We start from the raw sequence: 13,822 nt of genomic DNA on the forward strand, positions 1-13,822 counted from the left end.
AAGGAATAAAAACAACTGAACAAAGAAACGAGGTATATTAAAATGCTGGTTACACTCCATGATTCCAAAGCAACAGCTGTCATCGATTCCATCGGTGCCCAGCTCATCTCCTTCAAAGATTCTGCCGGCACAGAATACATATGGCAGAGAGATCCCCAGTTCTGGAGCAAATGCTCTCCTCTTCTTTTCCCCATTGTGGGAAACTGCCGGAACGGCCAGACCCGCCTGGAAGGCCAGACATGGGACATCCCCAAGCATGGCTTTTGCCGGGAAATGGATTTTACCGCCACCGAGCAGACAAACACAACCGTGACATTTGAAATCCGGGATTCGGAAGAAACTAAAAAGATTTATCCCTATTCCTTTCGTTTAAGTCTCGCCTATACTCTCACAGACGGAACCCTATTTATGGAATACCAGGTCGCAAACACTGATGACCGGACCATGCACTACTGTCTGGGTGCTCATCCTGGCTTTAACTGCCCCTTGGAGGATAACGCTGTTTTTGAAGATTATGATCTGGTGTTTGAAAAAGAGGAAACCATATCCAGCATGGTATATGATTCCAAACATCTGGAATTTAACCCGCAAAACCGGATCGTTCAGCTGAAGGAAAGCAATACCCTTTCCCTGAACCGTGAATTATTTAAAGATGATGCCATTTATTTTGACGATTTAGAATCCAGAAAAGTTTCTATTGTAAACAGAAATACCGGCCGGGGTGTGGAAGTTTCCTACCCAGGTTTTGAAACCGTAGCCTTCTGGACCCCTTATCCTGCAAAAGCGCCTTTTATCTGTGTGGAGCCATGGAATGGTTCTGCGATCTATGCTACGGAAGATGATGAATTCATCCATAAGAACCATGTGCAGACCTTAAGTCCAGGTAATGCTAAAAGCTATGGTTTATCCATAGGAATTCTTTAATTAAAAGGAAACAGGAAGCGGAAAACTACCGCCTCATAAAGACAGCCAAAGCCAAGTGTCATACAGTCAAAATGCGGTCAGAACATGATATAATACGCTATATAAAAGGCAGGTATCTGGTATTCCAGGCCTGCCTTTTATTATAGTTCCCAAATTATTCCTTTTGACTTTAAGAACATATGTTCGTATAATCATGTCAGGAGGTGGTGACATGCAAGGAACATGCTGCCTTACGCCAGATATAAATAAATGTCCAAACTATAAGGCAGATACGGTGAGTTGTGCTATCAATAATAAAGTATGCTGCTTTTTCAGGGAAGCAGGAAAGAAAGAAGAAAAAACGGAATACAAAAGACAGCCACGGTGGTATGAAAAATATTATAATAGGTAGGGTTGTACATGGAATCAATTAACGCCTTAGGGGGCTAAAACTTTAAATAGTTTTAGCCCCCTAAAAGTAGGAAATGTGCACTACGCTAATTATCATTGACTAATTTTCAATTTCTTCTTATTCTTCACATTCATCACATTCATTTTATCGCCGTTCGCATTTTCTGCAACCCTCTTTGAAGCCTTTCCAGAAGGCTTCTGCTACAGCAGTTGCACCCTTATGCACCCCGCCCATTGACGCAGTGTATGACAGACGATGAAATGTAACTGTCTGCCGGGTATGGGGATCGTTCAAGATCCAGCATATTAAAGACAATGCCAGTCCAATCTGCAGCATTTATGAGGATTTCTCATGTTCCCTTACGGCCACCGTAGGGCTTGTGTCAAAAAATAAAATATTGAATATTATTATATTATAAGTAAATATAAAAGGGGCGCAATATTGCTATGAAAATACAGGAAAAAGCATTAGAAGAATTGAAAGAAGAAGTATTAAAATCTATAGAAGGAAAAACAGATGACGAGAAAAGGGAAATATTAAGAAATAGATTTAAAATTGATTGGGACATTCCTAGATGCGGTGATCATAGACCATGTAAAATATGGTACGCTCAAGTTTTCACTTATTGCAGCACAAACGAGTTAGAGAGAGAATTAAATTTTTTCTTGTTCTTAATCAACCTTTTCGGACACCTTTTTGGTTTTTGTTTCAACCAAGAGAGTACAGTTTTTTTAGGCTGTACATGCCCTTGTGGCAATAAACAAATAATTCTTTATTATACAATTGTATTTAAAGATTGATGATCTTACCGTCTTTTGATGGTGTTTGAGGTTTCCCCGGTTGATTTGCTGTTAGAGGGGGGAACCTCTTTACGTTTTATGGAAAAAAAGTTGAGTGGCTTCCAATTTTCGAATAAACGGTGTTAAATCTTCAGCAGCGAATTCGGCCGATTTTCGCTGCCTGTCCTGATTTTACAGAATATATAGAATGGATTTAGATGTGATCTGCCGAATTTTGAAACAAAATCCTTATCTCTTTGGATAGGGATAACGATATCACGGTCTTTTACCCAACGCAAGCCGCTTTGCGCTTTTTAATGGAATTATTGCGCTTCTTTGAAATGTTCCTACAACGTCATACAATTATCTTTTAAAAAATCTCTGTATCTAGTATCAAACTTTTTTCTTCTCCCGCCATTGACATACAAAATCTCCCCGTTCTGCATCTCAATAGCTTCTCCCTTTACATTCCTCACATATTGCATATTGATGATGTTATGTCTGTTGATCCTTACAAACCGGTCTTTGGGAAGCTTGTCTTCCTCTTCATCAAGCCTTGCCCGAATCCGCATCCTGCCGCTGCCTGCCACTACTACGCTGGTTTTCCGGTAATAGGATTCCAGATAAAGAATATCACAGATATCCAGGATACAGGCCTGACCGTTAAAGAATGCAGAATATTTTATCTGGCATAAGTTTATTTTTCCTTTTGGGCAGATCACAATCATATCATAAACAGCATGTTCCAACGTGGGAAGATATGCCTCCTTTATGGAGAAATAATCTACCTTTAACAGGCTGTTCTGATTGCCGGGACAGGCCTTTTCTGATCCCGGCGTCTGTTTTTCATCTGTAAAAAAAGCAATCCTCATATTTATTCCCCCTGTAACCACTCTATGACTCATGGACATTGCTGCCCTGTATTCTATAAAACGGCTTCCAATAGGATTTATAACGCAAAAACAAAAGAGATCATACAGGCAACGAATAATTACGCTGTTTTTCCCCAAACTAAAAGAAGAAATTCCTAATAGACTGCCGGAAGGAGAATACGAAATGAAATCAGAAAAAAAAGAAACCAATAAAAAGAAGGTTGAATCTACAACCTCCGAAAATAATTATGATATTGACATTCAGACCTGCTCCACTATGGACTGCACGGGGCTTATTCCCGCGGCTCCGCAGTCTGAAGCTGAACTGGAAGCATATGAAGATCTTTATCCCTACATGCCCCATGCTAAAAATGTGGAAAAGGACTGAGAAAATGAAATCAAAAATAAGAAGGCCCCTTAAGAGGACCTTCTTATTTTCATTGCCATCGGCATATAAAGCAATGTGGAATATAAACTTTCTATGCTTGAAACCTCCGGGCCTTAACGAAGCCGGAATTTACTCATTAATTCCCGTAAGCCTTCTGCCTGGCCGGATAATTCCTCACTGGCCGCAGCGCTTTCCTCTGCGGTAGCAGAGTTGTTCTGAACTACGGAAGAAATCTGCTCAATTCCATAGGTTACCTGGGTAACCTTATCACTCTGCTCTTTCAGTTCCTCTGCGGATCTGCGAATGGCGGAAACCATGCTCTTGGTTTCTGAAAGAACTCCGTTTAATGTTTCCCCTGTGGATGTTGCAATGTTGGTTCCCGTTTTAACAGCTGCAATGGTATCTGCAACCAGGCTGGAGGTATCCTTTGCCGCATTGGCACTCTTACCTGCAAGATTGCGGACCTCATCTGCAACAACTGCAAAGCCTTTTCCGGCTTCGCCTGCCCTTGCTGCTTCTACAGCGGCATTAAGCGCAAGAATGTTTGTCTGGAAGGCAATATCTTCGATAAGCTTATTGACTTTTTCAATTTCTTTGGATTTTCTGTTGATCTGATCCATGGACTGCATCATTTCGTGCATCTGGGCATTTCCGCTCTCCATGGCTTCTCCTACCCGTCCTGCCTGCTTATTCACATCTTCCACAGCCTTTGCAGTGCTCATAAGACTGCTGGATATCTCATTAACTGAGGAAGATAACTCTTCCACAGATGCTGCCTGTTCTACAGAACCCTGGCTTAAATTCTGAGCCCCCTGGGACACCTGGGAGCTGCCCTTTGCCACTTCATCCGAAGAAATACTGATGGTTTCCATGGTTTTTGAAAGTAAGTCTTCCGCTCTGTCAATGGATTCCTGAATCACCTTAAAATCTCCCTGGAAATCCATTCCGACGGACTGGCTGAAATCTCCGGCTGCGATATTTCCTAATACGGCTGCGATCTCAGTGATATAGGATTTAACGCTATGTACGGAACTGGTGATCTCATCGGCGAGCTGGCCGATCTCATCCCTGCGCTTTACAACCGGGACTTCACTGGATAAGTCTCCTTCTGTAAAGAGCTTCATTCTTGCTGCAATGGCTGATACCGGACTTGCAATGGATCCTGCAAACAAAAATGCGAGGAAACAGCCGATCACGATTGATATAACAGCAAACACGCTCATTGCAAAAACTACCAAGTAGATGGAAACGGTGGTCTCCTTAACCGATGCTGCCACGCCCAAAGCCCAGCCGTCGCTGCCTGTTACCGGGCTGTAAAAACAAAAACGGTTGTCTCCCTTGTATTCGTAATTGCCAATTCCCGCTTTTCCATTCAGCATGGTCTGGAACATACGGCCTACAGAAGCATAAGATTTATCGGACTTTGCAAGCTCTATAAAATTCTGGCGGTCATGAACCAGTTCCGGTGTTATATTGGCGATCATTGTTCCTGTATTATCAATAATAAAGGCATTGCCGCTCTCTCCGATCCTTAAATCGCTGATCAGGCCACTTAAAACGGAACCGTCATAAGTTCCCAAAAGAACTCCATACTCATAAGGAGTCGCAACGCGGATCACCAATTCCTTGTTGTTGTTATATTCGGTGGTGGAAATGGTGGTCTCACCATTCAAGGCCTTTTCAAGATAGCCTGTGACTTCGTATTTCTCACCGATATTCTCCCCACTTGCACTGCGGGTAATGGTTCCGTCCATACTTATCACTTCAAGATCCTTGTAACCGTATAGCTTGCACTGGTTGGAAAGGTATTCCGTCACAACCCTGGAATTTATGGATTTTAAGCTTCCGCCCTGTGAGCTGGCTTCAACGCTCAGCTTCATCTGATTTAAGTTCTGTACTACCAGGCTGTTCACAAGCTTACCCGTTGATTCCAAATCATTTTTCACAACATCTGTAATTCCTTTGTAACTGACTGTAATACTGATCACCATGTTGGTAACAGCCAATCCCAAAATAATTGCGATAATGAAAGCCAGCATCTTCATCTTCAATGATTTCAGGAATGTACTCTTACTTCCTTTTTTTTCCAGCTTCACTCTCTTTGTCGCTAGTAACGCTTTCAGGTTTCGTTTCTTTTCCCCCGATGTCTTCATTGCCTTATGCTCCTCGTCTTTGGTAAATGTAAACCATAACACTTTGTTCATGGTTTTTTTCATTATACAATATTTTGTAACCATTTGTCAACGCATCCAGAAAATGACAGCGATTTTTGTCGAATTTTCTTTAAAAAGAAATTGAAACTGGGTAAACATTCTTTTTTCTTCCGTCAAAAATCAATGAATATAAAAAAACAGCCCCTTCCCGGCCTGGCTGCTGCCCACTGCATCCCATGGAAGAGGCTGATATTATTTAATATTCTGATTATACGCCGGAATAAGCGGAGAATCCGCCGTCGATGGGCAGTACCACGCCGGTGATGAAACCTGCTGCCGCATTATTCAAAAAGAATAACAGGGCGCCGTTTAATTCCTCTGCTTCTCCAAAACGTCCCATTGGAGTTGCCGACAGAATCTTGTTGGTTCTTGGTGTAGGAGTGCCATCCTCATGAAAGAGAAGTTTCTCATTCTGCGCTGTAACGAAAAAGCCTGGCGCTATTGCATTTACGCGGATACCGACCTTGGAAAAATGAACGGCAAGCCACTGGGTAAAGTTGCTGATGGCAGCTTTTGCACCGCTGTATGCCGGGATTTTTGTAAGGGGAGTGAAAGCATTCATGGATGAAATATTCAAAATGCTGCAGCCCTCTCTGCCAATCATGTCTTTTGCAAAAATCTGGCATGGAAGCAGGGTTCCAAGGAAATTTAAGTTGAAAACGAATTCAACGCCGGACTGGTCTAAATCAAAGAATGATTTTGTATCCGCCTCAATGTCTCCCATCTCAAAATATTCCTTATCCGTATTGGCTCTTGGGTTATTACCGCCTGCGCCGTTTATCAGGATATCGCAGGGACCAAGCTCAGCCAAAACCTTTGCATGAACTTCCTCAAGGCTTGCCCGTTCCAGAACATTGGCTTTGTAAGCCTTTGCCTTATAGCCGGCCTCATTAATAGAAGCCGCAATCCCTTCTGCAGCACTTTCGTTTAAATCCAGAACCGCAACCTTTGCGCCCGCTTCTGCAAGAGTCTTTGCGAACATACCGCATAATACTCCGCCCGCTCCTGTTACAACTGCTACTTTTCCGCTTAAATCCGTACCAAATGATAATGCCATATGATTTCCCTCTTTCCTACTTATTGCCCATTCAGGGTGCTTCTTATTTGCTGGTTTTTTCAATCGCTTCCCAAAGACCGTTTAAATAGGTTGCGCCAAGTGCCCGGTCATAAAGCCCATAACCGGCACGGCCTGTTTCACCCCAGATCATACGGCCGTGATCCGGACGCATATAACCGTCAAAACCATTGTCATGAAGAGCCTTTAAGATGGCAAACATATCCAGGGAACCGCACGTTGATAAATGAGCGCGCTCTTCAAAGCCCCGGTTATCTTCCAGGATGGCCACATTTCTTGCATGTACAAAGTGAATGCGTCCCATGGCAGCATATTTGGCAGCCATCTTCACTACGTCATTTTTATTGGAGCAGCCTAAAGAACCGGTACAGAGAGTGATTCCATTGTGTTTATCATCCACAAGCTTTAAGAAACGGTCTAAGTTTTCCTCGCAGGTAATGATTCTCGGAAGTCCAAAGATGCTCCAGCATGGGTCATCCTCATGGATCGCCATGTTTACGTTACATTCCGCTGCAACAGGAATGATCGCCTCTAAGAAATATTTCAAATTATCCCAAAGGTCATCCTCTGACATGGAATTATACTCTCTTACCACCTGCCTAAGCTCATCTCTTGTGTAACTGGAATCCCAGCCAGGAAGAGATAAGTCGCTTTCACTTTCAAGTGGATTAACCTTGTCCACCTGATCCTGATAATAAACAAGAGAGGTAGAGCCATCTTCCAACACATGATCCAGCTGGGTCCTGGTCCAGTCAAACACCGGCATGAAGTTGTAACAGATGCACTTGATTCCCGCTTCCGCCACACGCCTGATGTTCTCACAATAATTTGCAATATACATGTCTCTGGTTGGCTTTCCTAATTTAATATCCTCATGAACCGGAATGCTCTCAATCACTTCAAAGGCAAGTCCTGCCTTCTCTGTTTCCTCTTTTAAGTGGGAAATGCTCTCTCTGCCCCACACCTCTCCTACAGGAACATCGTAAACGGCCGTAACAATGGAATACATGCCTGGAATCTGGCGGATGTTCTGTAAGGTTACCTTGTCATCGTCTCCATACCATCTGAATGATAATTTCATAAAATACCTCCTTAGCAATCCTAATAATAAGTTTCTTTTCCTACCTTATGGATTCAGTATAAACAATATGGAACTTTATTACCATGGATTTATTTGCCGTTCACATTGCAAAACTTGCGGTCATGGCCTATAATAGAACTTATATGAACCTGCAACGCAAGTGAAGATAAAAGGGTTGTGGCATAAGAAAAACAGGAAAGGGGATTTTTTATGAGAAAAGAATTGTCCACCGGCTTTAATGAGCGGCAGTATATGAATTCAGGGGAATTTGAAGTGTTTTTTTATAAAGATCTGGACTTGAATCATGTTGTAGACCACAGCCACTCCTATTATGAAGTGTATTTTTTCTTAAACGGGGATGTGACCTATGATGTGGAAGGTGAGCAGTATTCTTTGCAGTACGGAGATTACCTGTTGATTCCTCCCGAGGTAAAGCACCATCCCATTTTCCATTCCACCGGAAAAACTTATCAGCGGATTGTTCTCTGGATCAGCCGGAATTATTACGAGACCATGTGTTCCTGGTCAGAGGATTTTTCTTACAGTTTTCGTTATGTATCGGAGAAAAAACATTACCATTTCCGCACGGATTTTGTCACATTCCAGAATATCCAGGGCCGTCTTCTGGACCTGTTGGAAGAAATTCACGGAAATAAGGCATTCCATAAGCTGAATTCAGAGCTGCAGATCCATTCCTTCATGCTGCTGCTGAACCGGATCACTTTCGACATGCTCCATCAAGTGCCTGCAGCCTATGAAAACGTGCTTTATTTAAATCTTTGTGACTATATCAACAACCATTTGGAAGAAAATCTGTCCCTGGACCATCTGGCATCCTTTTTTTATGCCAGCAAATATCACATTTCCCATGTATTTAAAGATAATATGGGGATTTCCCTTCACCAGTACATCTTAAAAAAAAGGCTCCAGGCCAGTAAAAACGGGATCCTCTCCGGCATCCCCTTTGGGGAGCTGTACCATCAGTACGGCTTTTCGGATTACACCAGCTTTTACCGGGCTTTTAAAAAGGAATTCGGCCTTTCCCCCAAAGAGTTCCGGGAGCAGGCCGTTCTACCAAAAGGATATTGATCCGCCTATCTTTGCTTTAGCGGAATACTACCTGAATAAGTACCATATAAAAAACCGTCCCGGCACCAATGCTTAACAGGGAATTTCCCTTCCACAGATGGAGCCCGGTAATGACCCCAATGGAAATAAGCTCAGGAAGCCCGTGAGGGTAAGAAAGGAATTGAAGCCCTCTTAAGCAATAAACCACCAAAAGCCCAATGGTGGCATATGGAAGAGTCCGTCCCAGGTAGAGAATGTATTTGGGAGTCTCTTTCCCTGCCGGAAACAAAAGGAATGGAAGGAAGCGGGTGATCACGGTTGCAAGCACCATGGCTCCTGCGATCAGGCTGTAAACTGCTATATTCTCGTTCAAGGCTGTTCCTCCTTTTTCTTTTCCATGAAATATCCTGCTGTGATAATGATCAGAATGAGGATCATGGCCGGAACGATAAAAACGCTCTGGCCAAAGACTGCCACACAAAGCGCAGAGGAACACACACCCACAAGAGCGGCCTGGTGTCCCTTTCCTGATTTCCACTGGTCGATAAAGATCACCACGAAAAGAGCTGTCAGCGCGAAGTCCATTCCCGCCGTGCTAAAGCTTATCATGCTTCCTGCAAAAGCACCGATCACAGCTCCTGTCACCCAGTATAGCTGATCCAGTATGGATACGAAAAAGTACACCCAGTATTTTGGAAGCCCCTCAGGAGGTTCTTCATTGCACAGAACGGAAAAAGTTTCATCCGTCAAGGAAAATACCAGATAAGGCTTCAGCTTTCCTGCATCCTTATATTTGTCCAGCATGGATAGTCCATAAAACAAATGCCTGGCATTGAGCATTATTGACATAAAAAAGGCGTACCATGGATTCACTGCCGCTACAAAAAATGTGATTCCAAGGTACTGCAGGCTTCCGGCATAGACAAATACACTGATCAGCAAGGCCCACCAGATCCCATACCCATTGACATTCATAAGTATCCCGTACGCTGCTCCTAAAACAAGATAACCGGCCATAACCGGCATAGTCCTTGGAAATGCATAGCAAAGAGCAGCCAGCTTTTTCTTTTCACTCATCCACATCGTTCCTTTGTATATCATCTTTGTCTTGCAATTTTTTTGCATTTTGTTTAATATATTAATGCACAAAAGTGACTTTGTCAACGATGAGAAGACAGGAGTTTTGATATGAACCTTGACCATATATACGAATCATGCAGTCTCTGTCCCAGAAACTGCAGAGTAAACCGCCATGTGAGTACCGGCTTTTGCGGGTGCGGCGATACCATAAAAGCGGCCCGGGCTGCACTTCATCATTGGGAGGAGCCATGTATCAGCGGAGACCGGGGAAGCGGCACCGTATTTTTTTCCGGCTGTACCCTGGGCTGCTGCTTTTGTCAGAATTATTCCATCAGCCAGGAACATTTCGGAAAGGAAATTACAAGCAGAGAGCTTTCCCATATTTTCTTAAGGCTTCAGGAGGAAGGTGCCCACAACATTAATCTGGTCACGGCCACCCAGTATCTTCCCTCTGTTTTAAAGGCTCTGGATCTTATAAAATCAAAGCTTACCATTCCTGTAGTATATAACTGCGGAGGATATGAATCGGAAGAAATCATAAAGGAGCTGGCCCCATACATCGATGTATGGCTTCCTGATTTAAAATACTTCAGTTCTGAGCTTTCCTCACGCTACAGCAAGGCTCCCGATTATTTTACTGCAGCCTCAAAGGCCATAAAACAGATGATACGCCAGACAGGGGCTCCCCAGTTTGATTCCGAAGGGATCCTTATGAAAAAGGGTGTCATTATACGCCATATGGTACTTCCAGGGGCAAAGGAAGATTCCATCCGCCTTCTTCACTGGATGAAGGATGAGCTGCCGGAAGGAATGTATTACATCAGTCTTATGAGCCAGTATACCCCATTCTACCGAAGCGGAAGCTTCCCGGAAATCAACCGGAGAATTACATCTTATGAATATGGAAAAGTGGTGGATGAAGCCATCAGACTTGGATTGGATCAGGGATTTATGCAGGAAAAAAGCAGCGCAAAAGAAGAATACACACCGCCCTTTGATTTGGAAGGGATCTTTTCATAATAAACAGATAGAAACGGATACCGATTTAAATTTCACACCATCGATACCCGTTTCTATATTATTTCATCCATTGGTCTTGATACCTCATTTCTCTCTCATGTCTGTTGCCTTGTACTTGGTACACGTTTTTCAGCATGATCTATATTAATTTTTCCGCTCCCCGTTGTTATACGCCAGATTCATGGGCTTTGCTCTATTACTTAACTGTTTCCCTCCTTTATGCCCTAAATTTCTTATATTGGACCATTAGAATCTATTACAGTTTTTCCTTCTCATGAATTCTCTCTTTTTCATTAATGACTTATCATTGCTTCAAAGATTGGCTTTTAACATCGGCAGATTGGTTTTCCTTTTGCTTCATTTATTATATAAACGAAGCGAGACTGCTCTTTCTGGTGGTCTGTACCTCCTTCTTTTAGATTTGACTTTCTTTATTTGAATTCCTTTTGTTATGGCTTTATTATAACGTACAAGCTTTCTTTTGTCAATACTTTTTCACATATTTTCACTTATTAATTGTTAATTTTCAAATTGTATATAATTATTTAGAATTTTTATTCATTTTTATAATATTATTAAAAAATATTTTTTTGCTTTTATTCGAATATTATATATTTTTTTGTATGTCTTCACAAAAACAAACAGAGTTAAATTTCTGTTCCATTTAACTCTGTCTCTACGATCCTATATGAGATTCATTATGTATCTTTTATTCCTATCTCAGACGGAAGCTCTTCACCAGTTCACGCAAAAGCTGTGCCTGCTGGGATAGTTCCTCACTGGAAGCCGCACTTTCTTCCGCGGCAGCGGCATTGTTCTGAACTACGGACGAGATCCTTCCAAGCTCCTTTGTAACCTCTTCTACCGCCCTTGCTTCCTGGGAAGCGATGTTTGAGATGGAATCCACGGAATCCACTGCCAGGGCGGAATCCTCCAAAACCTTCATCATGGACTGAACGGTTTCATCCAATATCTCATTGCCCTTTTCTACTGCATTTATGGAATCCTTGATTAAAGCCGTGGTATTCTTCGCTGCTTCAGAGCTTTTAGCAGCCAGATTCCGCACCTCACCGGCAACCACTGCAAATCCTCTTCCAGACTCTCCTGCTCTTGCCGCCTCTATTGCAGCATTTAAAGCCAGGATATTGGTCTGGAATGCAATATCTTCAATTACCTTGATGATCTTACCGATCTCCCCGGAAGAAGCATGAATTTCATTCATGGCATTGGAAAGGTTCTGCATGGACATATCGCAGTTTACCACCTCGGTACCGGTCATCTGAACCTGTAAGGAAACTTCTCCGGCTTTTTCTGCCAGATGTCTGACTTTTTCCGCAACCTGGCTGATGGAACCCGATAACATGTCAACGGTTCTTTCCTGTTCCTCCGCACCGTTTGCCAGAAGCTGGGAACCGCTGGCAACCTGACCGGAGCTTACCGCCACCTGGGCTGCCGCCTGATTGACTTCATTCATTACCGTATTTAAATTCATGACAATCTGCTTTACCGCTTTTTCAAGCTGGGAAAAATCTCCCTTAAGGCCCAGTTCCACGTCAAGATCCAAATGGTTGTCCGCAACTTCGTTCAGTGTAAAGGAGATGCGGTCAATTACCTCTTTTAGGTTCACTGTCATTCGTTCAAAGGAAGCTGCCACAAGGCCGATTTCATCGTTGGACTCCACATCAACAAAGACGTTTAAATCCCCTTCCGCAATCTTACCGGCAGCCGCTACGATCTTATGGATTGGTTTTAGCTGCCTTCTTATGATTAATGCAATGATAAAAAGAATGACGATCATGGCAATGACGGAAATAACGACCATTAAAGAAGACATCCGGTCTGCTTCCCGGTTCATATCCCCCGCTTCCACCGCTGTGACGGAATACCAGCTAGAATCATTTAGCTGAATCGGCTCAAAGAAATAATAGGTATCTCCTTTTTTGCCCGGATCCAAAGAATAAAAGTCAGAGCCAGATGCAATTCCGGTATCTATTTCCGCTCTGCTCGTCCCGCTGTTGACGAAGTCAGATACATTGGTTCCCACAAGCCCGCTGCCTGTGCTTTCTGAAATAATTGTTCCTGATTCATTTAAAATAAAGGTCTGCATGCTTGGATAAGAGGAACCCGCTGTTTTCATCTGGCTGAAACGGTCCAGGCCCACATCAACTGCAACTACACACAGCACCCTGTCGTTGACGATTACCGGCACCGCCATGGTGATGATCATCATTCCATTTGACTCATAGGGCTGTGTGATGACCTGAGCCTTTTCCTGCATCACCTGCACGAAATAACCGGTAGTAGAATAATCCTCGTACAGACCGCAGTCCCTGACCGTTCCATCCTTGCCGGCATACAGACCATAACTTCTGGATGCAGAACTCATGGCATACTGTTCAAACAGGATGCCGACTCCTACAATATCTTCGGAGTACAAAACTGAGGACTTAATGGTCGTCAGCATGTAATCCTCCATCTTCATACCATAGCTGTCCAGGGTAACCTTATCAAATACCTGGCTCTTATATAGCGGCTCGGCCGAAGGGCCTGACTTAATCCTCAGCCCCTGGAGGACCTTTCTGTTAGCCGCTGAATTCTCAAGATAATACGTAATATTGTCTGATACCTGCCTTGCCTCGTCAAGCGTCTGCTGGATCACCTTTCCGTTCTCAGATGCCAGAGTCTTTAGCTCCCTGAAAGCGGACTGCTTCATGGCATTTTTTGTCATTCTTGAGGTAATTCCAATCATAGCCGTAAAAACGACCACAAGCATGATTCCGGCGATGAATGCAATCCTGGTTGAAAGCTGATATTTCCCTGCCCCTTTCTTCTTTAACCATAACATACCTTTGTGCCCTGAACCACGATTCCTCCATTTTCTGAAAAACTGTACCTTCATTGCATAATCCCCCTCTGTAAGTTACAACCTTT

At 43.2% G+C, this 13,822-nt stretch carries 12 protein-coding genes; 5 read left to right on the forward strand and 7 right to left on the reverse strand.

Annotated elements, in window-relative coordinates:
* The first annotated feature begins 42 nt into the window (after positions 1–42).
* Positions 43–924: an aldose 1-epimerase family protein gene (locus tag AC27IJ_RS02605; RefSeq protein WP_487147336.1), complete on the forward strand. Its 882-nt coding sequence runs from the start codon at positions 43–45 to the stop codon at positions 922–924.
* 837 nt (positions 925–1,761) lie between these two features.
* Positions 1,762–2,115 (forward strand): hypothetical protein, encoded by a 354-nt coding sequence (locus tag AC27IJ_RS02610; protein WP_312503258.1) that lies wholly within the window; start codon positions 1,762–1,764, stop codon positions 2,113–2,115.
* 326 nt (positions 2,116–2,441) lie between these two features.
* Here AC27IJ_RS02610 and AC27IJ_RS02615 read toward each other — a convergent pair whose 3' ends face one another.
* A complete protein-coding gene (locus tag AC27IJ_RS02615) occupies positions 2,442–2,966 on the reverse strand; it encodes a LytTR family DNA-binding domain-containing protein (protein ID WP_312447810.1) in 525 nt (174 codons plus the stop codon).
* Between the two features lie 184 nt (positions 2,967–3,150).
* On the opposite strand from AC27IJ_RS02615, the gene AC27IJ_RS02620 reads away from it, so the two are divergent.
* A complete protein-coding gene (locus AC27IJ_RS02620) occupies positions 3,151–3,354 on the forward strand; it encodes a hypothetical protein (RefSeq protein WP_312447808.1) in 204 nt (67 codons plus the stop codon).
* A gap of 113 nt (positions 3,355–3,467) precedes the next feature.
* Here AC27IJ_RS02620 and AC27IJ_RS02625 read toward each other — a convergent pair whose 3' ends face one another.
* The 3 genes from AC27IJ_RS02625 to uxuA all read right to left on the reverse strand — a co-directional run bounded on the left by AC27IJ_RS02625 (position 3,468) and on the right by uxuA (position 7,723).
* On the reverse strand, positions 3,468–5,558 hold the full coding sequence (locus AC27IJ_RS02625) for a methyl-accepting chemotaxis protein (RefSeq protein WP_312503261.1): 2,091 nt from the start codon (positions 5,556–5,558) through the stop codon (positions 3,468–3,470).
* Between the two features lie 217 nt (positions 5,559–5,775).
* The gene (locus AC27IJ_RS02630) at positions 5,776–6,624 is read right to left on the reverse strand and encodes an SDR family oxidoreductase (RefSeq protein ID WP_487147337.1); all 849 of its coding nucleotides are present in this window, start codon (positions 6,622–6,624) and stop codon (positions 5,776–5,778) included.
* Positions 6,625–6,667: 43 nt separating this feature from the next.
* Positions 6,668–7,723, reverse strand: coding sequence for a mannonate dehydratase (gene uxuA, locus AC27IJ_RS02635; RefSeq protein ID WP_312447805.1), 1,056 nt, complete (start codon positions 7,721–7,723; stop codon positions 6,668–6,670).
* 210 nt (positions 7,724–7,933) lie between these two features.
* Between uxuA and AC27IJ_RS02640 the strand changes: the two genes are divergently transcribed.
* Positions 7,934–8,812 carry an AraC family transcriptional regulator gene (locus AC27IJ_RS02640; RefSeq protein WP_312503265.1) on the forward strand — a complete coding sequence of 293 codons (879 nt, stop codon included), beginning with the start codon at positions 7,934–7,936 and terminating at the stop codon, positions 8,810–8,812.
* A gap of 16 nt (positions 8,813–8,828) precedes the next feature.
* On the opposite strand, the gene AC27IJ_RS02645 is transcribed toward AC27IJ_RS02640, so the two are convergent.
* Positions 8,829–9,122: a branched-chain amino acid transporter permease gene (locus tag AC27IJ_RS02645; protein ID WP_487147368.1), complete on the reverse strand. Its 294-nt coding sequence runs from the start codon at positions 9,120–9,122 to the stop codon at positions 8,829–8,831.
* A 38-nt stretch (positions 9,123–9,160) separates the two neighbouring features.
* A complete protein-coding gene (locus AC27IJ_RS02650) occupies positions 9,161–9,868 on the reverse strand; it encodes an AzlC family ABC transporter permease (protein ID WP_312447802.1) in 708 nt (235 codons plus the stop codon).
* Positions 9,869–9,979: 111 nt separating this feature from the next.
* Here AC27IJ_RS02650 and AC27IJ_RS02655 point away from each other — a divergent pair, with 111 nt between their 5' ends.
* On the forward strand, positions 9,980–10,891 hold the full coding sequence (locus AC27IJ_RS02655) for a radical SAM protein (protein WP_313257517.1): 912 nt from the start codon (positions 9,980–9,982) through the stop codon (positions 10,889–10,891).
* Positions 10,892–11,606: 715 nt separating this feature from the next.
* Here AC27IJ_RS02655 and AC27IJ_RS02660 read toward each other — a convergent pair.
* Positions 11,607–13,790: a methyl-accepting chemotaxis protein gene (locus AC27IJ_RS02660; RefSeq protein ID WP_487147338.1), complete on the reverse strand. Its 2,184-nt coding sequence runs from the start codon at positions 13,788–13,790 to the stop codon at positions 11,607–11,609.
* Between the last annotated feature and the right edge of the window lie 32 nt (positions 13,791–13,822).

It is taken from the genome of Lacrimispora sp. YZC11, from assembly GCF_057543815.1.